At 70.8% G+C, this 22,838-nt stretch carries 24 protein-coding genes; 17 read left to right on the forward strand and 7 right to left on the reverse strand.

The features are described 5' to 3' along the window. Nucleotides 1-35: 35 nt before the first annotated feature. The gene (locus tag N1028_RS06000) at nt 36-389 is read left to right on the forward strand and encodes a PadR family transcriptional regulator (RefSeq protein ID WP_259525949.1); all 354 of its coding nucleotides are present in this window, start codon (nt 36-38) and stop codon (nt 387-389) included. Continuing rightward, nucleotides 386-1,546 carry a hypothetical protein gene (locus N1028_RS06005; protein ID WP_259525950.1) on the forward strand — a complete coding sequence of 387 codons (1,161 nt, stop codon included), beginning with the start codon at nt 386-388 and terminating at the stop codon, nt 1,544-1,546. Before N1028_RS06000 ends, N1028_RS06005 begins: the two co-directional genes overlap by 4 nt. 13 nt (nt 1,547-1,559) lie before the next feature. On the opposite strand, the gene N1028_RS06010 is transcribed toward N1028_RS06005, so the two are convergent. Continuing rightward, nucleotides 1,560-2,132 (reverse strand): hypothetical protein, encoded by a 573-nt coding sequence (locus N1028_RS06010; protein WP_259525951.1) that lies wholly within the window; start codon nt 2,130-2,132, stop codon nt 1,560-1,562. Between the two features lie 152 nt (nt 2,133-2,284). Beyond that, nucleotides 2,285-3,682, reverse strand: coding sequence for a flavin monoamine oxidase family protein (locus N1028_RS06015; protein WP_259525952.1), 1,398 nt, complete (start codon nt 3,680-3,682; stop codon nt 2,285-2,287). Nucleotides 3,683-3,748: 66 nt separating this feature from the next. Here N1028_RS06015 and N1028_RS06020 point away from each other — a divergent pair, with 66 nt between their 5' ends. Both N1028_RS06020 and N1028_RS06025 read left to right on the forward strand, forming a co-directional pair. Continuing rightward, nucleotides 3,749-4,327 carry a TerD family protein gene (locus N1028_RS06020; RefSeq protein WP_259525953.1) on the forward strand — a complete coding sequence of 193 codons (579 nt, stop codon included), beginning with the start codon at nt 3,749-3,751 and terminating at the stop codon, nt 4,325-4,327. Further along, nucleotides 4,324-5,493, forward strand: a complete 1,170-nt coding sequence (locus N1028_RS06025) for a serine/threonine-protein kinase (protein ID WP_259525954.1) — start codon at nt 4,324-4,326, stop codon at nt 5,491-5,493. Before N1028_RS06020 ends, N1028_RS06025 begins: the two co-directional genes overlap by 4 nt. Before the next feature lie 15 nt (nt 5,494-5,508). Here the strand turns inward: N1028_RS06025 and N1028_RS06030 are convergent, their stop codons facing one another. Beyond that, nucleotides 5,509-5,847 carry a hypothetical protein gene (locus N1028_RS06030; RefSeq protein WP_259525955.1) on the reverse strand — a complete coding sequence of 113 codons (339 nt, stop codon included), beginning with the start codon at nt 5,845-5,847 and terminating at the stop codon, nt 5,509-5,511. 214 nt (nt 5,848-6,061) lie between these two features. Here N1028_RS06030 and N1028_RS06035 point away from each other — a divergent pair, with 214 nt between their 5' ends. The 5 genes from N1028_RS06035 (at nt 6,062) to N1028_RS06055 (ending at nt 9,514) form a co-directional block, all read left to right on the forward strand. After that, nucleotides 6,062-6,235 (forward strand): CsbD family protein, encoded by a 174-nt coding sequence (locus tag N1028_RS06035; protein ID WP_259525956.1) that lies wholly within the window; start codon nt 6,062-6,064, stop codon nt 6,233-6,235. Between the two features lie 99 nt (nt 6,236-6,334). Next, on the forward strand, nt 6,335-6,739 hold the full coding sequence (locus tag N1028_RS06040) for a TOBE domain-containing protein (protein WP_259525957.1): 405 nt from the start codon (nt 6,335-6,337) through the stop codon (nt 6,737-6,739). Nucleotides 6,740-6,742: 3 nt separating this feature from the next. Beyond that, nucleotides 6,743-7,567, forward strand: a complete 825-nt coding sequence (gene modA / locus N1028_RS06045) for a molybdate ABC transporter substrate-binding protein (protein WP_259525958.1) — start codon at nt 6,743-6,745, stop codon at nt 7,565-7,567. Between the two features lie 10 nt (nt 7,568-7,577). Beyond that, nucleotides 7,578-8,417, forward strand: coding sequence for an ABC transporter permease (locus tag N1028_RS06050; protein WP_259525959.1), 840 nt, complete (start codon nt 7,578-7,580; stop codon nt 8,415-8,417). After that, the gene (locus N1028_RS06055; protein ID WP_259525960.1) at nt 8,414-9,514 is read left to right on the forward strand and encodes a sulfate/molybdate ABC transporter ATP-binding protein; all 1,101 of its coding nucleotides are present in this window, start codon (nt 8,414-8,416) and stop codon (nt 9,512-9,514) included. The genes N1028_RS06050 and N1028_RS06055 overlap by 4 nt, the downstream gene beginning before the upstream one ends. 58 nt (nt 9,515-9,572) lie before the next feature. On the opposite strand, the gene N1028_RS06060 is transcribed toward N1028_RS06055, so the two are convergent. Genes N1028_RS06060 through N1028_RS06070 form a run of 3 tightly spaced genes read right to left on the reverse strand, consistent with a single transcriptional unit; the run spans nt 9,573 to nt 13,379 of the window. Then, the gene (locus N1028_RS06060) at nt 9,573-10,256 is read right to left on the reverse strand and encodes an NUDIX hydrolase (RefSeq protein ID WP_375163468.1); all 684 of its coding nucleotides are present in this window, start codon (nt 10,254-10,256) and stop codon (nt 9,573-9,575) included. Next, nucleotides 10,253-12,019, reverse strand: a complete 1,767-nt coding sequence (locus tag N1028_RS06065) for a glycoside hydrolase family 13 protein (RefSeq protein ID WP_259525961.1) — start codon at nt 12,017-12,019, stop codon at nt 10,253-10,255. The genes N1028_RS06060 and N1028_RS06065 overlap by 4 nt, the downstream gene beginning before the upstream one ends. Before the next feature lie 19 nt (nt 12,020-12,038). Next, nucleotides 12,039-13,379, reverse strand: a complete 1,341-nt coding sequence (locus N1028_RS06070) for an alpha-amylase family glycosyl hydrolase (RefSeq protein WP_259525963.1) — start codon at nt 13,377-13,379, stop codon at nt 12,039-12,041. Nucleotides 13,380-13,455: 76 nt separating this feature from the next. Between N1028_RS06070 and N1028_RS06075 the strand changes: the two genes are divergently transcribed. Genes N1028_RS06075 through N1028_RS06100 form a run of 6 tightly spaced genes read left to right on the forward strand, consistent with a single transcriptional unit; the run spans nt 13,456 to nt 17,200 of the window. After that, nucleotides 13,456-14,943, forward strand: coding sequence for a malate:quinone oxidoreductase (locus N1028_RS06075; protein WP_375163469.1), 1,488 nt, complete (start codon nt 13,456-13,458; stop codon nt 14,941-14,943). A gap of 54 nt (nt 14,944-14,997) precedes the next feature. Next, nucleotides 14,998-15,702 carry an HAD family hydrolase gene (locus N1028_RS06080; protein WP_259525965.1) on the forward strand — a complete coding sequence of 235 codons (705 nt, stop codon included), beginning with the start codon at nt 14,998-15,000 and terminating at the stop codon, nt 15,700-15,702. A 57-nt stretch (nt 15,703-15,759) separates the two neighbouring features. Next, complete coding sequence (locus N1028_RS06085; protein WP_259525966.1) at nt 15,760-15,996, forward strand: hypothetical protein; 237 nt, start codon at nt 15,760-15,762, stop codon at nt 15,994-15,996. Between the two features lie 14 nt (nt 15,997-16,010). Further along, a complete protein-coding gene (locus N1028_RS06090) occupies nt 16,011-16,907 on the forward strand; it encodes an arginase family protein (RefSeq protein WP_259525969.1) in 897 nt (298 codons plus the stop codon). A gap of 49 nt (nt 16,908-16,956) precedes the next feature. Further along, entirely contained in the window at nt 16,957-17,082 is a 126-nt protein-coding gene (locus N1028_RS06095) for a hypothetical protein (protein WP_259525970.1), read from the forward strand. Next, nucleotides 17,075-17,200, forward strand: coding sequence for a hypothetical protein (locus N1028_RS06100; protein WP_259525971.1), 126 nt, complete (start codon nt 17,075-17,077; stop codon nt 17,198-17,200). The genes N1028_RS06095 and N1028_RS06100 overlap by 8 nt, the downstream gene beginning before the upstream one ends. A gap of 61 nt (nt 17,201-17,261) precedes the next feature. Here N1028_RS06100 and N1028_RS06105 read toward each other — a convergent pair whose 3' ends face one another. After that, on the reverse strand, nt 17,262-18,521 hold the full coding sequence (locus tag N1028_RS06105; protein ID WP_259525972.1) for a helix-turn-helix transcriptional regulator: 1,260 nt from the start codon (nt 18,519-18,521) through the stop codon (nt 17,262-17,264). A 370-nt stretch (nt 18,522-18,891) separates the two neighbouring features. Between N1028_RS06105 and N1028_RS06110 the strand changes: the two genes are divergently transcribed. Then, a complete protein-coding gene (locus N1028_RS06110) occupies nt 18,892-20,913 on the forward strand; it encodes a hypothetical protein (RefSeq protein WP_259525973.1) in 2,022 nt (673 codons plus the stop codon). 189 nt (nt 20,914-21,102) lie between these two features. Next, on the forward strand, nt 21,103-22,146 hold the full coding sequence (locus N1028_RS06115) for a DUF5819 family protein (protein ID WP_259525974.1): 1,044 nt from the start codon (nt 21,103-21,105) through the stop codon (nt 22,144-22,146). Nucleotides 22,147-22,838 lie beyond the last annotated feature (692 nt).

Consider the following 22,838-nt stretch of genomic DNA (forward strand, 5'->3'; position numbering starts at 1 on the left):
GAGTGCGGCTATCTCTATATAGGTAGAGTTGTCGCATGAAGCCATTGGCCCGCGTGACTCCTGCCACCGTCGACGTGCTCCGCGTGCTGCTCGAGGAGGACGGCATCTGGGGGATGCTCGTCATCAAGCTCACCGCCCGACCCGCCGGAAGTGTCTACCCCATCCTCGAGCGGCTCGAGCGTGCCGGGTGGGTTGCCTCGACCTGGGAGCCCGACACCGAGCGGAGCGGACCGCGCCGGCGGCTCTACGAGCTCACCCACGACGGCGCCTCGGCGGCGCAGGCGGCCGTGGCGCGCTTCGACGAGGCCCGGCGGGCGGAGGGCGCGCCGCGCGCGGCGGCCCGAACGACCGGGCTGGCCTCCGGACGCCCCGCCGGGGCCGGCGCGTGAGCGGCGCACGGGGCGCGGGCATCGACGCGGTGCTGCGCGGACTCGCCCGACTGCTGCCTCCGCTCGCCCGCGAGCGCTACCTCGAGGAGTGGCGGGCGGATGTCGCGGGTGCGGCAGAGGTCGGCCTCTCGCGCGGCGGCATCGTGCGGGGCGCCGCGGCGCTGAGCCTCACGATCGACCGGGATGCGCCGGCGCACTCCGGCGAGCCCCGCGGCATGCGGCCGCGACGGCTCACCCGGCGCGGCTTCGCCCTCTTCGCCGCGGCCTCCGTCATCCTGGTCGGGGCCTACCTCACCGGCGGAGGCATCGTGCCCGAGGGTGCCGCCGCCACGGCGGGGGTCGTCGCCGCACTCGAGGCGGCGGGCAGGCTGGCCGTGGTGCTCGCACTCGCCCTGGTCGCGGTCGGGGCGCTCTATCTGGCCCGGGCGGCGCGCGCCGTCGAGACCCGCACCGCTCGCGCCACCCTCGTGGCGGCCATCGTGGGGCTCGCGGCCATCCTCGTGGGAGCACTCGTGCCGAGTGCGCCCGGCTGGCTGCTCGCGGCGGGCGCGGCGGCGCTCGTGCTCGGACTCGTGGGCGGCATCGCCGTGCTCGGTGGATCCCGCGCGATCCTGCTCGAGCCCCGCACGGCGCCGAGGCGGCACCGTGTGGTGGCGGCCGGTATCGGAGTGGCAGCCGTGGTGATGCTCGTGGTGATCGGTGCGATCGACCTGCTCGTGTGGAATCCGCTCGCCAAGGTGCCCGGCCTCGACCTGTCCACGATCTACTCCCGGATGGAGGCCGAGGACGGCTTCTTCTTCGCCTCCAACGCCGTGCTGGTGGCGGTGTGGGCGGCCGTCTGGGTGATCGCCGCGGGGATCGCGTTCGCGGTGGCGGCACTCAGGCCCACATCCTGGTTCACCCCGCGCCGGATCGCGATCGTCATGCTCGGCATCGTCGGCGGGGCGGTCTTCTTCCGCTTCTTCGCGGGCTTCGGCTTCGGCATGTCGATCGCCGACACCTTCGCCACGAGCGGCGGCGACGCCTCGATCGTCTCGGCGGTGCTCCCGTACGTCGGCCAACTCGCCCTCGCGGCGGCGGCCGTGGCCGTGGGCTGGGCGCCGCGCGTCGCATCCGCTCGCTCGGCGTCGCCCCTCGGGAGCGTCACCACGCCGTGACACCGTGATGCCGTCACGCGGGCACGACGAGGTGCACGCGCGCCCCGCGGCCGCGGGCGAAGCCGAGCCGCTCGTAGCCGGCCGCCAGCTCCGGTGTGCCGGCCACCGCCACGACGACGTCGCCCGCCGGCACACGCGCCACGAGGCTGCGGGCCAGCAGCAGTGCCGACAGTCTCGTGCCGGGGCGTTGGGCGAGGGCCACGGCCGACCAGCGGTGGCCCCCGGGTGTCTCGCGCCCGACCGTGGTCGTGAGTGCGGACGGAGAGGCCGAGAGCAGCAGCAGCCCGCCGATGCCGACGAGCCCGAAGAGCACGAGCAGGATCGCTAAGGCCACGAGGAGCCCGACGGGCCCGGCCGCGGATGCGATGAGCACCAGCACGCCGATCCCGATCACCGAGCCCGTCAGCACGAGCCCCACCGCGAGCGCGGCGTCGAGGGCGGCGCGATGGCGTCCGAACAAGACCATGCCGTCACCGTCCGCCGCCTCCCACAGCACTCCACGGAGCGCATACGGGGCGAGTGACACCACGGCCGCGGGCGTCGCCAGCACGGCGGCCGGCCGGCTGTCGGTGAACGCCTCCGCCATCAACCATCCGAGCGCCCACACCCTGCGCGCGGAAGCCGGGCGAGACCCCTCGCGCGACCCTGCGACCGCGGAGGAACGTCTTCTGTCGGCTGCACCCGTCATCATCCAAGCCTGACCGCGCCTCGTGCGCCCACGCCCGCGCTCGCAGCCGATTAAGAGGTGCGTGGAGCCTCGGCATCCCCGTCCGTCGGTGGAGCCGGAGGGAGGGTCCAGAGCGACTCGAGGGGAACCGCGCGGCCGAGGAGGTTCTCGGCCGCTCGGTGGCCCGAGAGCAGGGCGGCGGTGACGGTGGCGGGGTCGTCGGTCCAGGTGGCCTCGCCCGCGAGGTGCAGGGCGCCACCGCCGATGGGCTCCGCGAGGGCGTCGTGGTCGGCGGTCGTGGAGCCGAGGGTCATGTAGGCGTACGAGCCGCGAGCCCAGGGGTCGGCGTGCCAAGCCGTCAGGTGCACGCTCGTGGGCTCCTCGACGCGCTCGCCGTAGAGCCGCCGCAGCTGGTCGAGCACGGAGCCGACCACGCGATCCTCGCTCCAGTCGCGGATGGCCCGGGCGGCGGGTCCTGCGGCGAACGTGAGCAGCGTCGGAACGCCGTGGAGCGGCGTGAGGTCGTAGAAGGAGTGCCACCAGACCCCCTCGGGCCCCTGCTGGCGGATGGCGTAGACGTCCTCGTCCCAGAACTTCGCGGAGAAGCGCAGGAACACCTTCTCGAAGTCGTTCATCGTGAGGCGGTCGAGCGCCTCCTGCACGGGCCCGGGCAGCGACGGTGTGATGCGGAGGTCGCCAGAGCGCAGTACCCCCACCGGCACCGTCACGACAGCGGCATTCGCCCGCAGCTCCTCGCCGGATGCCGTGACCGCGACCCCCTCCGAGCCCCACTCGACCGCGTCGACCGCGCGTCCGAGCCGGATGTCGAGCCCCTCCGCCAGGTGCTCGGCCAGCCGGTCGTAGCCGTCGGGGAAGACGACCTCGTGCCCGTCGATCGAGTCGTCGTCGAGCCCGTGCGCGGCGAGATCCTCGATCCAGGCGCCGTACTGCTCCTCGGCCCGGTGCTCGAGGTACTCGCGCACGCGCTGGGTGCGCTCGTCGTCCCAGCCCTGCGCGGCCAGGGCCTCGTCGGTCACGTCGCGGTAGGAGGCATCCGGAGCCGAGGCGGGGAGGATGCCCGAGAGCGCCTCGTCGACCGCGTGGATGTCGGCCACGTAACGCACGGCCTCCTCGTCGGTGAGGCGCACGCCGTCGGGGGAGTAGTGGGCGATGGGGCGCGAATCGGGCTGGTAGCCGCCCACCGTGAACTCCACCGTCGGTAGTCCGAAGGCGTCGGCAGCGGCAGCCACAGGGCTGCCGTTGACGCCGTGGATCCAGGATGCGCCGAGGTCGGTCACGAGACCGCCGCTCCGATCGGTCCAGACCCGCCCGCCCACGCGCTCCCGCGCCTCGAGCACCACCACGCGCAGCCCCTGCTGCTGCAGCAGCCGGCCGGCGGTGAGCCCGGAGACGCCGGCACCCACCACGATCACGTCCACCTCGCGCAGTCCATCGACGCTGTCCGTCATGAGCCCACGCTAGTGGCTCGGGATAGTCTTTTCAGGAGCACCCGCGATCTAAGGAGCATCGACTTCATGGCAGGACTGAGCCTCTCCAAGGGCCACAACCTCTCCCTCACCAAGACGAGCCCCGGACTCACCGTCGCCACCGTCGGTCTCGGCTGGGATCCACGGACGACCGCCGGCGAGCAGTTCGACCTCGACGCCTCGGCCATCCTCGTGGCCGAGAACGGCAAGATCCGCTCCGAGGCCGACTTCATCTTCTACAACCAGATGCAGACGCCCGACGGCTCTGTCGTGCACCAGGGCGACAACCGCACGGGTGTGGGCGACGGCGACGACGAGCGCATCCTGATCGACCTCCGCCTCGTGGAGCCCGACGTGCAGCGCATCGTCATCGCCGTATCGATCCACGACGCGGATGCCCGCCGCCAGAACTTCGGTCAGGTGCGGGATGCCTACTGCCGCGTTCTCGACCAGGACGAGCAGGAGATCGTGCGCTACGACCTCACCGAAGACGCCTCCCGCGAGACCGCGATGCTCTTCGCCGAGATCTACCGCAATGGTGCGGAATGGAAGTTCCGGGCCGTGGGCCAGGGCTACGCCAACGGCTTGGCGGGCATCGCCACCGACTTCGGGGTGCCGATCAGTTGAGAGCTCGCCGCGTCGTCGCCGTGGTGGCCGTCGCGGCGGCAACGGTCGGCATCCTCGCCGGTGGCTTCTTCGGCTGGGGCGTGCTCGCCGAGCAGCGGGCAGACGCCGCGTACGAGGTGCTCGACGCGCGGGTGGAGTCTCTCGACGATGCGCGAGGGGCGCTCGAGGCGCGCACGCGGAGCGCTCAGGGAGAAGCGGATCGGGTGCGCACCGTGGTGGCGTCCGGCGCGTTCGCAGCGGACACCGACCCCGCCGCGGCGCCGCTTCGTGAGGCCCTGGTCTCGCTCGATCTGGCGCTGACGGCCGCCGGAACCCACCAGGCCGACGAGCCCGCAGCAGACGAGCCCGCCGAAGACGGCGGGGCGAGAGCCGTCGAGGAGCCGCCGGTGGTCATCCCGTGGCAGGTGATGGACGAGGCGGCCGAGGTGGAGGCGCAGGCGTACCGCGCCAACGTGGCGGCGAACGAGCTGCTCACCGCGGCCGAGACCACCGCCGGCGCCGAGGAGGCTCTCGGCGAGGCGGAGGTCACCTACTTCGCCGCGGTGGCGGCGCGGGGCCGCGCCGAGATCGAGACGAACGCGCTGGCCAGCCGCAAGAGCCAGGTCGACCTCGGGTACCTGTTGGCCCAGGCGGAGGATCCGGCGCAGTCGGCCGCCTGGCACGGCGGCTTCCTCGACTCCGTTCAGGCCGGTGTGCAGACCCTGCGCGACTCGCAGGGCCTCGAGGAGGCCGAGCTCGCCGATCCGGCGCTCGAGACCCGGCGTGAGATCGAGGCCTACGCGCGATCCCTCAGCGCGGGGGTCGAGCTCGACTTCGTCTGGGCACCCGAGGTGAGCGGGCTCGGGGAGGGCTGGCTGTCGGGCACCGCCGAGACCTACAGCAGCGATGGCGGCTGGTCGATCATCAGCCTGAACTACTCGGTCGAGCAGGCGTGGGCCGAGGGCGACGAGAACGCCCGGGCCATCGTGGCGCACGAGGTGGGTCACACGCAGTTCATCCGCGAGTCGTGCGAGCCGCTGTTCACGGGCCCGGTCTTCTCCTCCGACCACGAGATGTGGGCGACGGCGTGGTCGATCGGTCTCGGCTACGACCTGCCGGGATCCGGGATCGAGGCGTACGGCCGGCCGAGCGACGAGCAGATCGCCACCGCGGCGGGGTGTCGCTGAAGGGGGCAGGCGTACTCAGCCGGCCGGTTCCTCGTGGCCGAGAGACTGCTCCTGCAGGAACTGGCAGAGGGAGGCGGCCAGCGCGAGCTCGGCGGCGTAGCCCTGGAGCTGCGCAGGGGAGAGCTCGAAGGCCCCGGCACGGGCACCGAACGAGATCACCCACGCATCGTCGCCGATCTCCGCCGGCTGCATGTAGATCTCGGCCGACACGTTCTTCAGCGGCACGATCACGAGCCCGGTGTCGGCCCCGCCGTCGCCGTCCTGCACGAGCACGTCGATGAGCGCCCCTCCCTCGCGGGTGGTGCGGAACTCCTCCAGCCAGCTCTCTAACGTCGCTCTGCTGCGGAAGGGCACGGCTGGCTCCTCGGGTCTCGCGAATGGGGCCGCTCGTCCCCGGGTCAATTGATCACTGTACCCGGAGCCGCCGACAGCGGCACGGAGAGGCCTGCCAGGCTCACGCCCGATCCCCGGGTTCCCGTGACCTTGGTGGGAAGAGGTTGCGAGGATTCCGCACCGGAGTTGAGTGGGATGTGTCGCAGGACGCGACCGAGAACGGAAGAGGTTGATTATGGGTGCAGACGACAAGATCAAGAACGCAGCCGAAGACCTGGGCGGCAAGGCCAAGGAGGCCTTCGGCAAGGCCACCGGAGACGACTCCAAGGTGGCCGAGGGCCAGGCCGATCAGTCCAAGGCCGACGTGAAGAAGGCCGGCGAGAACGTCAAGGACGCGTTCAAGCACTGATCCACTCACGCAAGAGGCCCGTTCCGCTCATCGCGGGGCGGGCCTCTTGCGTCCGTGGCGACCGTCTGCATCCGCGTCTGCGGAGATAGCATGGTTTGCATGCCGCAGATTCGGATCAAAGATGCCGCCGTGTTCCTGGGAGTGAGCGACGACACGGTGCGCAGGTGGATCGATCTCGGGGTGCTCGAGAGCTCCAAGGAGGGAGCCGGCCCCGCCGTCGTCGACGCGCTCGCCGTGGCGCGCCTGGCCCGTGAGCACGCCGTGCTGCCGGCCAACCCCTCCGAGATCGGGCGGTCGGCGCGCAACCGCCTCGTCGGCGTCGTCACCGACATCGTCGCCGACACGGTCATGGCGCAGGTCGAGCTGCAGTGCGGACCGCACCGGATCGTGTCGCTCATGAGCAGCGAGGCCGTGCGCGAGCTGGGTCTCGAGCCCGGATCGGTCGCCATCGCCGTCGTGAAGGCCACGAACGTCATCGTCGAGACGCCCTCCGGGAGGGCTTGACGCATGCTCCGCTCCACTCGCCGCCGTGCGCTTCCGGCCGTCGCCGTGCTGGGCGGTGCCGCAGCGATCGCACTCTCGGGCTGCGCTTCGGGCGGTGCCGCGGACGGTGCGGCCCAGCCCCCCGAATCGTCGTCCGCATCCGCGCTCGAGGGTTCGATCACCGTCTTCGCGGCGGCTTCGCTGAAGGGCACCTTCACCGAGCTCGCCGACGAGTTCGAGGCCGAGCATCCCGGCCTGACCGTCGAGCTCACCTTCGCGGGCTCCTCCGACCTGGTCACCCAGATCGCCGAGGGCGCGCCCGCCGATGTCTTCGCCTCCGCCGACGAGAACAACATGGCCAAGCTCGTCGACGAAGCCCTGATCGGCCCCGACGCCCCCGTGGAATTCGCCACCAACGTGCTGCAGATCGCCGTGCCCCCCGCCAACCCGCAGGGCATCGAGACCCTCGCCGACCTCGCCCGGGCCGGCGTCGCCGTCGTCGTCTGCGCCCCCCAGGTGCCCTGCGGAGCCGCCGCCGCAGCCGTCGAGACCGCAGCGGGCGTCGACATCGCCCCCGTGAGCGAGGAGTCGTCGGTCACCGACGTGCTCGGCAAGGTCACGAGCGGTGAAGCGGATGCCGGGCTCGTCTACCTGACCGACGTCATCGCCGCGGGCGACGCCGTGCGGGGCATCGCGTTCCCCGAGTCGGCCGAGGCCGTCAACGTCTACCCCATCGCCCCGGTCACCGACGGCCAGAACCCCGAGGCGGCCCTGGCGTTCATCGACTTCGTGACCGGAGCGGAAGGCCGGGCCGTGCTCGAGGCGGCCGGTTTCGGCGCCGCACCGTGAACGTCCGGCGATGACGCGGCCCATCGCATCCGGTCGCCGGCGTGATCGCGCCTACGCCGGTGTGCCCGGCTGGGTGATGGGGGTCGCCGCGGTGGGAGCCGCGTTCGTGCTGCTGCCGCTCGTGGCCATGGTCACGCGTGTGAACTGGGCCGAGTTCGTGCCCCTGGTCACCTCCGAGTCGTCGCTCGACGCCCTGGGCCTCAGCCTCCGCACCTCGCTCACGGCCACCGCCCTCTGCGTGCTGCTCGGGGTGCCCATGGCGGTCGTGCTGGCGCGCACCGAGTTCTGGGGGCAGCGCATCCTGCGCTCGCTCGTGCTGCTGCCGCTCGTGCTTCCGCCTGTGGTGGGCGGCATCGCGCTGCTCTACACCTTCGGCCGGCGGGGGCTCCTCGGGCAGGGCTTCGAAGCCCTCGGCGTCACGATCGCGTTCTCGACCACCGCCGTGGTGCTCGCGCAGACCTTCGTGGCGCTGCCGTTCCTCGTGCTCAGCCTCGAGGGGGCTCTCCGCACGGTCGGCACGCGCTACGAGGCGGTGGGGGCCACCCTCGGCGCCCGGCCCACCACGGTGCTCCGCCGCATCACGCTGCCGCTCGTCGTGCCGGCGCTCCTCTCCGGTGCCGTGCTGTCGTTCGCCCGCGCCCTCGGCGAGTTCGGCGCCACCCTCGCCTTCGCGGGTTCGCTGCAGGGCGTGACCCGCACCCTGCCGCTCGAGATCTACCTGCAGCGCGAGACCGATCCGGATGCGGCCGTGGCGCTCTCTCTCGTGCTCGTGGTGGTGGCCGTCGTGGTCGTCGCGGCGGCGCACCAGGCGGGCCGGTCCGGCGGCGCTCGTCTCCGGGGCTCCTCGTGAACCTGGAATTCTCGGCGCAGGTCGCGGCGCGTGGGTTCGACGTGTCGCTCTCGATCGCGCAGGGAGAGACCGTCGCCGTGCTCGGCCCGAACGGGGCCGGCAAGTCGACGTTCCTCACGGTGCTCGCGGGACTGCTGCGGCCGGACTCCGGCCGGGCGGTTCTCGGCGACCGCGTGCTCTTCGAGCTCGGCGCCGGAGGGCGGGGGAGGTGGCTGCCGCCGCACGAGCGCGGGGTGTCGATGCTCGCGCAGGATGCGCTGCTCTTCCCGCACCTCAGCGCGCTCGAGAACGTGGCGTTCGGTCCGCAGAGCCGCGGGGTGTCGCGCGCCGAGGCCCGGAGTCGAGCGACCGCGTGGCTCGAGCGGGTGGGAGTGTCTGAGCTGGCGACGCGCGGACCCGCGCAGCTCTCGGGCGGTCAGGCGCAGCGGGTGGCGGTGGCGCGGGCGCTCGCCTCAGACCCCGAGCTGCTGCTGCTCGACGAGCCGCTCGCGGCACTCGACGTCTCGGCCGCGCCTGCCGTGCGCCGGATGCTCCGCGACGTGCTCGCGGATCGCACCGCGCTCATCGTCACCCACGACATCCTCGACGCCTTCACCCTCGCCGACCGCGTCGTCGTGCTCGAAGCGGGCCGCGTCGTCGACCTCGGCCCCACCCGCGACGTCCTCGACCGCCCCCGCACACCCTTCGCGGCGGGCCTCGCCGCCCTCAACCTCCTCACCGGCACCGTCGCGGCCCCCGGTGTCGTCCGCGCCGACAGCCCTGTGGCTCCTGGCGAGGCCGCCCTTCTCCTCCGCGCCCGTTTCGTCGACGACCTCACCGCCGGCGACCGTGCCGCGGTGTGCATCCGGCCCTCGGCCGTGACCGTCTCTGTCACGCCCACCACCGACGCCGCACCCACCGGCCCCGGCGACCCGGAGCGGACGGTGCTCCCCGTCACCATCACCGACCTCGAGCCGCGCGGCGACCTCGTGCGCGTGCGGGCGGGCGACGTGGCGGCCGACGCCCCGCCCGGCCGCGTCGCCGACCTCGACCTCGCTCCCGGCGTGCGCGTCTGGTTCGGTGTCACCGCGGCCGATGCCGTCGCGTACCGCCTCTGATCCGTCGGCCCACCCGCTCGCCACCACGCCGGCACGCGACGATCGCGCGTGGTCCGGTTCAGGCCACGATCGGGATCTCGCGCGACTCGTCCCAGGGCTCCGTCCACCCGAGTCGCGTGAAGAGGCCGTCGAGCAGCATCGCGGTGAAACCCCACACCAGGTGCTCGCCGGTGGAATGCGGCACGAGGAACGCGGGCCCACGCCACTCCTGCCCGCCACGCCGCAGCACGGTCACGCCGCGCTGCGCCGGATCGAGCAGATCGGCCACCGGAGCCCGGAACACCGCCGCTGACTCCGCCACATCCACCACCCGCACGGCCGACGGCTGCCGCCACCACCCGATCACGGGTGTTACGAGGTGGCGCGAGTACTCCAGCGGCAAGGGTGCGAGCGTGCCGAGCACCTCCACTCCGGTGGGGTCGAGCCCCGTCTCCTCCTCGGCCTCGCGCAGGGCGGCGGCGACCGGATCGTGGTCGCCTGGATCGACCCGCCCGCCCGGGAAAGCGATCTGCCCCGGGTGTGAGCGCAGCGTCGCCGCCCGCGCCAGCAGCAGCACGTCGAGGTCGCGCGACACGGCGGCCGTGCGGGCCTCATGATCGCTCGGGAGCCCGTCGAGCACCCCGAACAGCACGAGCACGGCGGCCTCCCGTGCTCCCGGAACCTCGGGCAGCTGCACGACCGGTGCCGCCCCGGCCGCCGCCACCGCCGCGAGCTCGGCCCGGGCGGATGAACCCTCGCTCACCGGTTCACGCCGAGCACCACGGCCCGCCACGGCATGAGCTCGGCACCGAGATCGAACCCGGCGCCGGGATCCGCGGCCCCGGCGCCCGCAGATACGTCGCGCCCCGCCGCGTTGTCGAGCAGCACCGACGCCCCCTCCCAACGCACCAGCGTCGCCGGCGCGAAGAGCGGCGTGCGCGCCTCTGACGACAGGTTGCACACCACGAGCAACCGCTCCCGGTCGAGCACCCGCTCGAACGCGAACACCGCGTCGTCCTCCGCGTCGACCCGTTCGAACGACCCGTCCGCCACCACGGGCAGCGCGTGCCGCATCCGGATGAGCGCCCGGTAGTGCTCCAGCACGGATGCCGGGTCGCCCTCCTGAGCCGCGGCGTTCAGCCACGACGAGTTCGGGTTCACCGCGATCCACGGCTCACCGGAGGTGAACCCGGCCGTCTCCGATCCGTCCCACTGCACGGGGGTCCGCGCGTTGTCGCGGCTCACCGACGCGATGCCGAGCAGCGCCTCGGCGGGGCTCGATCCGGCGGCCACGGCCTCGTCGTACCAGTTGAGCGTCTCGACGTCGCGGTGGTCGGCGATGGCGGCGAACGGCGCGTTCGTCATGCCGAGCTCCTCGCCCTGGTAGACGTAGGGGGTGCCCCGCTGCAGGTGGAGCATGGTGGCGAGGGCGGTCGCCGAGTCGCGCCAGTGCGCGGGGGAGTCGTCGCCGAAGCGCGACACCGAGCGGGCCTGGTCGTGGTTCTCGAGGTAGAGGCTGTTCCAGCCGGTGTCGGCGAGGGCCTCCTGCCAGTGCGTGAGGTTGGCGGCGAGCTCCCCTGGCCGGAGCGTCCGCGGGTGGAACTTCGACACCGGCCCGTGGTCGAGGCCCACGTGCTCGAACTGGAAGACCATGTCGACCTCGCGCCGCGCCGGGTCGGTGAAGAGCACCGCCTCGTCGGTGGTGACCCCGGGCGTCTCGGCCACGGCCAGCAGTCCTGGCCGCCCCGCGAACACCTCCCGGTGCATCTCCTGCAGGAACTCGTGCAGCCGAGGCCCAGCGCCGTAATGCGGGTAGCCGTCGCCGAGCGTCCTCCCCGCGGGCACGGCGCCGTCGGGCAGCGTGATGTCCTTCGAGATGAGGTTGATCACGTCCATCCGGAACCCGTCGACCCCGCGGTCGAGCCACCATCGCATCATCGCGTGCACGGCCTGCCGCACCTCGGGGTTCTCCCAGTTGAGGTCGGGCTGCTTGCGGTCGAAGAGGTGCAGGTAGTACTCGCCCGTCGCCTCGTCGAGCTCCCAGGTGGGACCTGAGAAGAACGACTCCCAGTTCGTGGGCTCCGCACCGGGGGCTCCTGGCTCGTGGCCCTCGCGGGCGGGCCGCCACCAGTACCAGTCGCGCTTGGGGCTGTCGACACCCCGGCGCGACTCCACGAACCACGGATGCTCGTCGGACGTGTGGTTGACCACGAGGTCCATCACGAGCTTGAGACCCCGTGCGTGCACCGCGGCCAGCAGCTCGTCGAAGTCGTCGAGGGTGCCGAACACGGGGTCGATGTCCTGGTAGTCGCTGATGTCGTAGCCGTTGTCGGCCTGCGGCGAGCGGTACACGGGCGAGAGCCAGATCACGTCGACGCCGAGGCTCTGGAGGTGGTCGAGCCGCTGCAGGATGCCGGCGAGGTCGCCGATGCCGTCGCCGTTCGAGTCCTGGAAGCTGCGGGGGTAGATCTGGTAGACGACGGCGCTCTTCCACCAGGTGTGATCCTGCGCGCCTGGCTCGGTCATCCCTGCCTCGCCCCCGGGCTCAGCCAAAGGAGACCACCGCCCACTCCCGTTCCGGCACCACGAGGGCGTCCCCGTCACGCGACCCCGAGCCCGCGGCCACGACGGCGTCGCCGGGCACCCGCACCCGCTGCGGCTCGTCCGAGAGGTTCAATGCGGTCAGGATGCCGCCCTCTCCGGCCCCTCCGACCGAGCGGAACACGAGCGCCTCGTTCGCCACCTCCACCGCCTCGGTGTGCGCCCGGTGCAACCACGGATGCCGCCGTCGCAGCTCGATCAGCTGCCGGTGCTCGTGCAGGATGCGAGCGCCGGCCTCTGGGAGCTCTCCCTCGCCCGGGGGGCTCTCGGGGAACACGGGCCGCACGGCGTCGTCCCCGCCGATCCGCTCCTCTTTCACCCCGTGCCAGCCGAACTCGTCGCCGGCGTAGACCGACGGCACTCCCGCCACGGTGAACAGCACGGCGAGGGCGTGGCCCACGAACCCGTCGCCCACCGCCGACGCGATCCGTGTCACGTCGTGATTGCCCACGAACGTCGACGGCACGAACGAGCCCAGCAGTGCGTCGTGCCGTTCGAGACCGTGGGCGAGCTCGAACAGGTTGCGGTCGGCGATGCCGTGCCAGATCGCCTGCCAGAGCTCGTACTGCGTGAGGGAGTCGACGGTCGACTCCTTCACCAGCTCGGCGCCGGCGCCGTGGATGACCTCGCCCGAGAACCACGCCTCCGGGTACTGCTCGCGCACCTTCGGCAGCACCCGTGCCCAGAAGGCGGGCGGCACCGCATAGGCGGCGTCGAGCCGCCAGCCGTCGATCCCGCGACCGAGCCAGTGCAGCATCACCTCGGCCACGAACTCGGCTACGGCGGGGGAGTCGTGGTCGAGGGCGACGAGGGCGTCGTGCCCCTCGAAGACCTCGGCCTGCACGGGCTGCCCCGGCTGCCACCCGTTCCAGTCGATGCGGAACAGCTCCGCGTGCGGCGACTCCGGCCCGTGCTCCTCGACGTGCCGGAACAGTGGATGCGCGCGCCCCACGTGGTTGAAGACCCCGTCGAGCAGCACCCGGATGCCGCGCTCCCGGCAGGCGGCGACGAGCCGGTCGACGTCGCCGAGGTCTCCGAGCCGTGGATCGATCCTGAAGTGGTCGACGGTGTCGTACCCGTGGGTCGACGCGGCGAACACGGGACCGAGCGCGAGCCCGTTGAGCCCCAGCCCGATCACGTGCTCCAGCCACCCCTCGATCCGCCCCAGCCGGTGCTGCACCTGCGCGCCACCGCCCTCCGGCCGCACCTCGGCACCCACGAACCCCAGCGGATACACCTGCCACCACATCACATGCCCGGTCCAGCCGGCCGCCTCCGCACTCATGCCCGCGAGCCTACGCGGATGGTCATCCGAGAGTCGGGTACGAATTGGTGCAGGGGTTGTATACAAGCGACGTAGGATGGATGGCGTGAGCACAAAGAATGTCGACGTCGTCCTGATCGGCGGTGGCATCATGAGTGCCACCCTGGGCACCATGCTCAAGCAGCTGCAGCCCGACTGGTCGATCGTGATCTTCGAGAAGCTCAGCGAGGTGGGCCTCGAGAGCTCGAACCCGTGGAACAACGCGGGCACGGGGCACGCGGCCCTCGCCGAACTCAACTACATGCCCGAGGCGCCGGACGGCACCCTCGAGAGCTCGCGCGCCGTGAACATCAACGAGCAGTTCCAGGTGAGCCGCCAGTTCTGGTCGTCGCTCGTGAAGGACGGCGTGCTGCCGGACCCCACCTCCTTCATCAACCCCACCCCGCACATGACCTTCGTGCGCGGCGAGGCCAACGTCGAGTACCTCCGCCGCCGCTGGGAGCTCCTCCGCAACGAGCCGCTGTTCGAGGGCATCCAGTTCTCCGACGACCCGAAGCAGATCTACACGTGGGCCCCCCTGCTGCTGAAGGACCGCCTGAAGGACGAGAAGATCGCCGCCACCTGGATCGACTCCGGCACCGACGTCGACTTCGGCTCCCTCACCACGCAGCTCTTCGACTACCTCAAATCCGAAGGCGCGTCGCTGCGGCTGAACACCGAGGTCAAGAAGATCAAGAAGCAGAAAGACGGCACCTGGAAGGTCATGGGCCGTGAGCTCGTGGGCACCACCCCCTTCACCGTCAACGCCCGCTTCGTGTTCGTGGGTGCCGGCGGTCACGCGCTCCCGCTGCTGCAGAAGTCCGGCATCCCCGAGATCAAGGGCTTCGGCGGCTTTCCCATCAGCGGCCAGTTCTTCCGCACCGACAACCCGGCCGTCGTCGCCCAGCACCGTGCGAAGGTCTACGGCAAGGCGGCCGTGGGCGCCCCTCCGATGTCGGTGCCGCACCTCGACACCCGCGTGGTCGACGGCCAGTCGTCGCTGCTGTTCGGCCCCTACGCCGGTTTCAGCCCGAAGTTCCTCAAGAAGGGCTCGTGGCTCGACCTGCCGCTGTCGGTGCGCCCGCACAACATCGGCCCCATGCTCGCGGTCGCCCGCGACAACGGCGACCTCATGAAGTACCTCATCGGCGAGCTCCTGGCCTCCCGCAAGAAGAAGCTCGCGGCGCTCCGCGAGTTCATGCCCACGGCGGTCGACGAGGACTGGTACCTCATCACGGCCGGCCAGCGCGTGCAGGTCATGAAGAAGGATGCCAAGAAGGGTGGGGTGCTGCAGTTCGGCACCGAGGTCATCACCTCCGCCGACGGCACCATCTCCGGACTGCTCGGGGCCTCACCCGGCGCTTCCACGGCCGTGCCGATCATGATCGACCTCGTCGCGCGCTGCTTCCCGGACGAATACCCCGTGTGGGAGAAGAAGCTCGCGCGCATGATCCCGTCGTTCGGCACCAAGCTCAACGAGAAGAAGGCCGCGGCCGAGAAGTCGCTCAAGCAGACCGCGGCGGCACTCGAGCTCACCCGCGACTGACAGGGACGCCAGCTCCTGGTGGCGGTGTCGCGCCCGCGGGAGTTCGCTGGAAGCATGACTGACCGAGCTCCCGATCCCGTGACCGTGCTCTTCGACATCGACGGCACGCTCGTCGACTCCAACTACCTGCACGTCGATGCGTTCGACCGTGCGTTCGCCGCGGCGGGGCATCCGGTCGACGCCTGGCGCATCCACCGCTCGATCGGCATGGACTCGGCGGCACTCCTCGACGCCCTGCTCGGCCCGGTCCTCGAGGATCTCTCCGACGACGAGGCCGAGGAGCTCGGCGAGGCCGTGAAAGACGGGCACAGCCAGAACTACCTGGCGATGGCCGACCGGCTGCGCCCCTTCGCCGGCGCCGTCGACCTCCTGCGCGCCCTCGCGGCCCGCGGCCACGCAGTCGTGCTCGCGACCTCGTCTCCGGAGGACGAGCTCGAGGTGCTGCTGAAGGTGCTCGACGTCGACGACGCCCTCGCCGCCACCACCTCGTCTGCCGACGTCGAGACGGCCAAGCCCGAGCCCGACATCCTGCATGCCGCCCTGGGCAAGGTCGGGGCGGATGTCGATGCGGCCATCATGATCGGCGACTCGGTCTGGGACGTGCAGGCGTCCGAGCGCGCCGGGGTGCCCTGCATCGGCGTGCTGAGCGGCGGATCCGGGCGCGACGAGCTGCTCGAGGCGGGAGCGGTGGCGGTCTACGACGACGTCGCCGACCTGCTCGAGCACCTCGATTCGAGCCCGCTGGCGCGCACGGCGTGAATCACGGATGACGGCGACCCCCTTGCCGTCGTCGCCGAGCGGCCTAGCGTGGTCGGCATGACCGACAGAGAGATCCACTGGAACGACGAAGCCCACGCGAAGATCCTCGACGACGCCGATCGGGTGCTCGAGGAGGCCGTGCACCAGGTGGCCGCCTCGCACGCCGACGCAAGCTCGGACGAGGCCTACGCCGAACTGAACAGCCTGCTCAAGGACCGGTTCATCGACTACGAGCCCGGCCCGGATGTGCGCAAGTACGCCGACGCGATCGTCGCGGGCGAGTTCGCGGCCTGACCGGGCCCGACGCGATGACCGTCACCGTCCTCGGCGTGCCGAGCAGCACCGGGGCCTACTGCGTAGGGGTCGAGCGTGCACCCGCCGCGCTCCGCGAGGCGGGCCTGATCGACGAGCTCGAGCGGGCGGGCGGTGAGGTCGTCGACGCCGGCGACCTGCCCCTCCGGCGCTGGACGCCGGACCACCAGAACCCGTTCGCCCAGAACGTGACCGAGGAGGCCCGTTCGCTCGAGGAACTGGCCGATGCCGCCGCACGGCTTCTCGGTCGAGGCGCAGCCAGCCGGCTGCTCGTGCTCGGCGGCGCCTGCACCATCGCGGTGGGCCTCGGCTCCGCGCTCCGCCTGGCGGGACTCACCCCGCGCATCGTGTACATCGACCGGCATCTCGACCTCAACACGCCCGAGAGCACGCGAGAGGGATCCCTCAGCTGGATGGGGATGGGCCACGCGCTGGGCCTCGACGGCGCGGCCGCAGGGCTGGTCCCGGGAGGCGGACCGCTGCTCCGCCCCGCCGATCTCGTGTATCTCGGAGTCGACACCGACGCGGTCACCTCGTGGGAGCGGGCGGAGGCCGAGCGGCTCGGGGTGGTCATCGTCCCCCAGGGTGACCTGGTGGCCGATGCCCGGGGCGCTGCGCGATCGGCGCGGGGTGCGCTCGACGAGGGGCCGTTCGTGGTGCATCTCGATGTCGACGTGCTCGACTTCCTTGATGCGCCGATTGCCGAGAACGTGAACGGCCGCAACAGCGGTCCGACCCTCGAGCAGCTCGAGCCCGCCCTCGCCGAGCTCTGCCGGCATCCGTCGTGCCTGGGGCTCACGATCGGGCAGCTCGACCCGAATCACGCGGCCGCCGACCCCACGGCGCTGCCGAGACTCGTCGGGGTGCTCGGCCGGGTGCTCGGGGGACTGTAGTGGCATCGATCTCGAGCCGTGCGGCGCGACCAGGCGTAGCGTCTACGGCATGACTATCGACAACGAACACGGTCGCCCCGACGCCGAAGAGATTCCAGACGGGTCGAGTTCCGACGGCAGCGAATCCACCGAAGGCGAAGACACGGCCTCGGGCGGAGGAGCCGACGATGAGTGACCCGCGCCCCGACAACACCCCCACGCCAGACGAGGTCGACCCCGTCGAGGGCACCGAGCCCGACGGCACGCCCGTGGAGAACCCCTCGGGTCTCACCCGCGTGCTCACCCCCGCCTGACCCGCACTCACCCGGCCGCGGATCGCGGCCCCTACGGTCCGGCCTCGGCCGGCGCCGCTGTTCAGATGGCGGCGTCGGCCGTGGCGGGGTCGGTCGTGGCGTCGCTCGGGGGCAGCGGGTCGGCCGGGTTGGCTTCGGCGTAGTCGGCAGCTGACGCGCGGCTGTTCACGTCGATCCTCCGGTAGAGCTTCTTCGCGTGCGACTTCACGGTGTTCACGGAGATGTACTCAGCCGCGGCGATCTGCTCGAACCGGTAGCCCTGGGAGATGTACCAGAGGATCTCGCGCTCACGCTTCGTGAGCGTCGTTCGCCGCGTCGCCGGGTCGTAGTCGTCGGAGAGGTGCGGCACGAGGTCGTCGTGCCCGGCCGCGCGGGTCTGGATGATCTCATACGGGAACCGGGGCAGCAGATAGTAGAGCCGCTCGGAGCGGATGGTCTCGATGGCCGCATCCGTCAGCGCTGCGGCCGCATCCTCATCCGGAGTCGTCAGCGCGAGCAGGAGCTGCATGCCAGCAGTGGTGCGGAGCGAGACGGGTTCACGTTCGAGGTTGTCCTCGGCCACGGCCCGGGCCGTGTCGAGGTCGTCGTCCTCCACAGCCCGCAGCGCGCAGACGAGATCGGCGTCCTCCGTGACGGCCGATCCGCGGCTGTCCTTGCGGGTGCTGCGGCTCCCGATCCGGTCGAGCAGCAGGGTCGCCGAGTCGATGAGCTGCCAGTTCGCGCCGCCGGACCACTGCTTGGGGTAGTGCGCGAGGCAGGTGGCGCGGAGCCTCGCCATGCCCGAGGTCTCGTGCCCCTGCATCACGGCGAGGCGCGCATCGACGAAAGCGAGGGTCGCCCAGCGCTCGGTGGTCGAGAGGGGTTCGGCGGCGGCGAGCTCGAGCTCGGCCCGCGCGAAGTCGAGCTCGTCGAGCGCGAGCGAGGCACGCGCCACGGAGGCGAGGGGAGCCGCGGGCCCGCTGGGTGACGGGTCGACGCGCTCGAGCCACATGGTGGCGTAGCGCCGGTCGCCGTTCAGGGCGTGCACCACGGCCACGGCGGCGGCGGCCTGCTGGGCGTCGTCGCTGAGCTCGAAGCGCTCGGCCTGGTCCCAGGTGCGCTCCCAGCCGCGCAGGGCGAGCTCCTCGTCGCCGTGCAGGGTGGAGGTGAGGGCCCAATCCGCTCGCAGGGCCACGAGGCCGGGCCCGAGTTCGAGCACGGCGTCGTCCTCGAGATCATCGAGCAGCCGGTGGCACTCGAGCACCGATTCGGCTGCTGCGGCGAGGTCACCCGCCTGCCTCCTCACGGTGCCCTGATAGGTGAGGTCCTGCAGCGTCGGCAATAGCGCACCGAAAGACTCCACAGCAACCCCTTTTCTACCCAAAGCTCATTATTAGGTGGAAACTACTCACCCGCTAGATGTACCCGTTCAATCACCCATTCGTTATGATGCCGAAATCGGTTTGCCCGGGCACGGTCGATAGGAGTCCCTGACGCCGGTTTCCACCCGACCCCGGCCCGCAAGCGGGGACCAGAACCGATGTCCGGCCTTGGCGGGCCGTCGCGGGCCCACCCTGGTCTGCGGAGAGCTCCACCACCCGCTGTCGCTGCATCTTGAGCCCAACGAAGGGCCCTTGCCTTGGCATGCCTGCGCCTGCGCGCGGGCATCCCGCGGGCTTCGGGAACCGACCGAAGATGAAGGGTACGACCAGATGACCAGACGAACCGAACGAGGCACGCCGCCCCGGCTGAATGTGCTGCGATGGGGGGCGATCGTGGGTGCCTGCACCCTGGCGATCGCTGCCGGCCCCACCGCGGCCTACGCCACCGAGGCTCCTGCCCCGACCACCCAGCCCACGCTCGCCGACGAGGCCACCCCCGCTCCCGAGGCCGGCACCGCCGCCTCGGAGGGGAGCCCGGAGCCCGAGGCCGCGCCTGCAGCTGCAGCGCCAGAAGCCGCAGCGCCCGAGGCTGCTGCGCCTGAGGCCGCTGCGCCTGAGGCTGCTGCGCCTGAGGCCGCTGCGCCCGAAGCTGCTGCGCCAGAAGCGAGCACCGCTCCGGCACCTGAGGCCGAGAGCCCCGCCACCGAGCAGACCGCAGCGCCCGAGGTCGCCCCGGCCGCCCCTGCGCAGCAGGCCCCGGCAGCCCCGGCCAACCGCGTCGCGCCCCTGACCGGCGGCCACACCGATTCGGTGGACTCGCACGACTCCACGGATTCGAAGGATGCCACGGACTCGCACGACTCCACCGATTCCAAGGACTCGACTGACTCCGTAGACTCCGTCGACTCGAAGGACTCGACCGATTCGAAGGACTCGCACGACTCCACGGATTCCAAGGACTCGCATGACTCGACCGATTCCAAGGACTCGCACGACTCGACCGACTCCACGGATTCCAAGGACTCGACGGATTCGAAGGACTCGCACGACTCCACGGATTCCAAGGACTCGCACGACTCGACCGACTCGAAGGACTCCACGGATTCCAAGGACTCGCACGACTCGACCGACTCGAAGGACTCGCACGACTCCACGGACTCGCACGACTCCACGGATTCGAAGGACTCCACGGATTCCAAGGACTCGCATGACTCGACCGATTCCAAGGACTCGACCGATTCCAAGGACTCGACCGATTCCAAGGACTCGACTGACTCCGTAGACTCCGTCGACTCGAAGGACTCGACCGATTCCAAGGACTCGCACGACTCGACCGACTCGAAGGACTCCACGGATTCCAAGGACTCGCACGACTCGACCGATTCGAAGGACTCCACGGATTCCAAGGACTCGACGGATTCGAAGGACTCGCACGACTCCACGGATTCGAAGGACTCCACGGATTCCAAGGACTCGCATGACTCGACCGATTCCAAGGACTCGACTGACTCCGTAGACTCCAAGGACTCGACCGATTCCAAGGACTCGCACGACTCGACCGACTCGAAGGACTCCACGGATTCCAAGGACTCGCACGACTCGACCGACTCGAAGGACTCCACGGATTCCAAGGACTCGACTGATTCGAAGGACTCGCACGACTCCACGGATTCGAAGGACTCCACGGATTCCAAGGACTCGACTGACTCCGTAGACTCCGTCGACTCGAAGGACTCGACCGATTCCAAGGACTCGCACGACTCGACCGATTCGAAGGATTCCACCGACTCGAAGGACTCGACTGACTCGAAGGACTCCACCGACTCGAAGGACTCCACCGACTCAAAGGACTCGACCGATTCCAAGGACTCGACCGACTCCGTAGACTCCGTCGACTCGAAGGACTCCACGGATTCCAAGGACTCGACCGATTCCAAGGACTCGACTGACTCGAAGGACTCCACCGATTCCACGGACTCCACGGATTCCAAGGACTCGACTGACTCGACCGATTCCAAGGACTCGACCGATTCGAAGGACTCGACTGACTCCGTAGACTCGACCGATTCCAAGGACTCGACCGACGCCACCGACGCGAAGGACACCTCCAACGTGGACGCCACCGACGCGTCGGACGCGACGGACGCGTCCGACGCCACGGACTCCACCGACTCGACGGACTCGCATGAGTCCGACGTCGCGGTGTCCGGATCGAGCTCGTACGACTCCGGCGTGCTCGCCTCGACCGGTGTCGAGGCCGGGGGAGCCGTCGGCTTCGGCGCCCTCGCCCTGCTGTTGCTCGGACTCGGCGTGATCGCACGCACGACCCTGCGACGACGCTCGACCAGCTAGCACCGTGAGGTGGAGGTGCCAGGCGGCGCCTCCACCTCACCTCGGGGTGGGGGTGCCCCACGCGCCTCCACCCCACCTCCGAGCAGGTCAGCACGGTCACCGAACCGCACCCCTACCTGGACCCCGCGATCCACCCACGATCGCCCCCGCACCTCCCACCTGACGCCGCCCGGCCGAGGAGACATCCGCATGACGCGCCACACGCCAAAGAGCAAGGCCTCTCGCAGAGCCAAGGCCAACGCCGCCGCGAGCAAGGCCGCCGCCGCCCGCAAGGCCGCTGCCGCTCGCCCAGCCGCCGCCGCCCGCGAAGCCGCCGCCCCCCGCGAAACCGCAGTCGCCGCCACCACACCCGCCGCCACGGCCATCGCCGTCAAGGCGCCCGCCCCCCGCGACGAGACGCCCCGCGACGAGACGCCCCGCGACGAGACGCTCCGCGTCACCCACGCCCCCCGAACCAAGCCCAAGAAGAAGCCCCTGCTCGCCGCCGCCACGGCCCTCACCCTCGCCATCGCCGCCGGCTACGTCTTCGTGAGCACCACCTTCACGTTCCCCCCGGCCTCCGCGAACGCCGCCTCCGAGGTCGTCGACGACGCCTTCGCCCCTTATTTCTCCCAGCGCTGGGACGTCTTCGCCCCGAACATGCTGAAGGTCAACAGCGCCCTCCAGATCCAGGTGCAGTGGCGCGAAGACGACGGTCTCGTGCACAGCGACTGGGTCGACGTCACCGGCGCCGAGCTCGAGGCGGTCGACGGCAACCCCATGCCCTCCCGCATCGCGAAGAGTTCGGCGAATGCCGCCGTGGCCTACATCACCCGCTTCGACGAGCTCACGGATGCCCAGAAGAGCCGCGTGCAGGACACCTTCATCGAGCGCACCGACGACGGCGACTTCCAGCCCATTCCCGACGCCGACCTCATCGCCGAGCTCGAGGCCCTGGGCGAAGACGACACCGAAGGCACCGAGACGGCCCCGAGCCCCGTCCCCCTCCTCCGCTACGACTACATGCTCATCCGTTTCGCCACCGCCTACGGCGAGGCCTACTTCGACCGCGAGGTCGAGCGCGTGCGCTGGCGCGTGCAGTTCGATCGGCCGAACGACTTCGAGCACCGCAATGACACCGAGCGCCAGTCCCCGCTCAACGAGCTCGAGTTCGGCTGGCGCCAGCCCGCCTCGCAGCCGAGCGACGAGGCCGTGGCGATCTTCGATGACGTGATCGAGAGGTACGACCGATGAACGCGCTGAAAGCCCTCCGCAGCACCCCGCCCACGCAGCTCCCGGCGAAGGCCTGGGGCGGCCTCACGGGCTGGCTCACGAGCCGCAAGCACGCCACGATCGGCTTCTCGTTCCTGCGCATCATCTTCGGCATCGCGATGCTCATCGTGCTCATTCCGAGCTTCGCCGACCGCCACTACCTGTGGGGCGCCGGATCGTGGTGGATCGAGCCCGAGGCGCGTCGCCGAGGCTGGTCCGAGATCCTCCGCGGTGTCTTCTCCAAGCAGGATCCCGTGCTCTTCGACGTCGCGTACCTCGTCCTGCTCCTGCTCGTGGTGCTGTTCATCGTGGGCCTGAAGACCCGCTGGGTCACCCCGTTCCTGCTGCTCTTCTGGGTCGGACTCTCCACCAACAGCACGCTGCTCACCAACGGCGGCGACACGCTCATGCGCATCGTGCTCTTCTTCGCGATCTTCGCGAGCCTCAGCGAGCACCTCTCCGTCGACTCCCTGCTGCGCAAGCGCGCGGTGGCCCGCGGTCGCCTCCCGCGTTCGCTCCGACCGCGCTTCATCCCGGAGTGGTTCGGCACCTGGCTGCACAACACGGCCCTCATCCTGTGCTGCTACCAGATCCTGCTCGTCTACCTCGTCTCGTCCATCCTCAAGCTCCAGGGTGAGGAGTGGATCGACGGCACCGCGCTCTACTACGCACTC

Source organism: Herbiconiux oxytropis, assembly GCF_024979315.1.
Taxonomy (GTDB): domain Bacteria; phylum Actinomycetota; class Actinomycetes; order Actinomycetales; family Microbacteriaceae; genus Herbiconiux; species Herbiconiux oxytropis.

Coding starts and splice junctions, on each gene's coding strand:
- N1028_RS06020 (WP_259525953.1), top strand. CDS start 3,749: ATGGCAGGACTGAGCCTCTCCAAGGGCCACAACCTCTCCCTCACCAAG.
- N1028_RS06040 (WP_259525957.1), top strand. CDS start 6,335: ATGCCGCAGATTCGGATCAAAGATGCCGCCGTGTTCCTGGGAGTGAGC.
- N1028_RS06070 (WP_259525963.1), bottom strand. CDS start 13,379: ATGAGTGCGGAGGCGGCCGGCTGGACCGGGCATGTGATGTGGTGGCAG.
- N1028_RS06010 (WP_259525951.1), bottom strand. CDS start 2,132: ATGGCGGAGGCGTTCACCGACAGCCGGCCGGCCGCCGTGCTGGCGACG.
- N1028_RS06090 (WP_259525969.1), top strand. CDS start 16,011: ATGACCGTCACCGTCCTCGGCGTGCCGAGCAGCACCGGGGCCTACTGC.
- N1028_RS06035 (WP_259525956.1), top strand. CDS start 6,062: ATGGGTGCAGACGACAAGATCAAGAACGCAGCCGAAGACCTGGGCGGC.
- N1028_RS06115 (WP_259525974.1), top strand. CDS start 21,103: ATGACGCGCCACACGCCAAAGAGCAAGGCCTCTCGCAGAGCCAAGGCC.
- N1028_RS06050 (WP_259525959.1), top strand. CDS start 7,578: ATGACGCGGCCCATCGCATCCGGTCGCCGGCGTGATCGCGCCTACGCC.
- N1028_RS06100 (WP_259525971.1), top strand. CDS start 17,075: ATGAGTGACCCGCGCCCCGACAACACCCCCACGCCAGACGAGGTCGAC.
- N1028_RS06015 (WP_259525952.1), bottom strand. CDS start 3,682: ATGACGGACAGCGTCGATGGACTGCGCGAGGTGGACGTGATCGTGGTG.
- modA (WP_259525958.1), top strand. CDS start 6,743: ATGCTCCGCTCCACTCGCCGCCGTGCGCTTCCGGCCGTCGCCGTGCTG.
- N1028_RS06000 (WP_259525949.1), top strand. CDS start 36: ATGAAGCCATTGGCCCGCGTGACTCCTGCCACCGTCGACGTGCTCCGC.
- N1028_RS06085 (WP_259525966.1), top strand. CDS start 15,760: ATGACCGACAGAGAGATCCACTGGAACGACGAAGCCCACGCGAAGATC.
- N1028_RS06080 (WP_259525965.1), top strand. CDS start 14,998: ATGACTGACCGAGCTCCCGATCCCGTGACCGTGCTCTTCGACATCGAC.
- N1028_RS06065 (WP_259525961.1), bottom strand. CDS start 12,019: ATGACCGAGCCAGGCGCGCAGGATCACACCTGGTGGAAGAGCGCCGTC.
- N1028_RS06095 (WP_259525970.1), top strand. CDS start 16,957: ATGACTATCGACAACGAACACGGTCGCCCCGACGCCGAAGAGATTCCA.
- N1028_RS06110 (WP_259525973.1), top strand. CDS start 18,892: ATGACCAGACGAACCGAACGAGGCACGCCGCCCCGGCTGAATGTGCTG.
- N1028_RS06075 (WP_375163469.1), top strand. CDS start 13,456: ATGGATGGCGTGAGCACAAAGAATGTCGACGTCGTCCTGATCGGCGGT.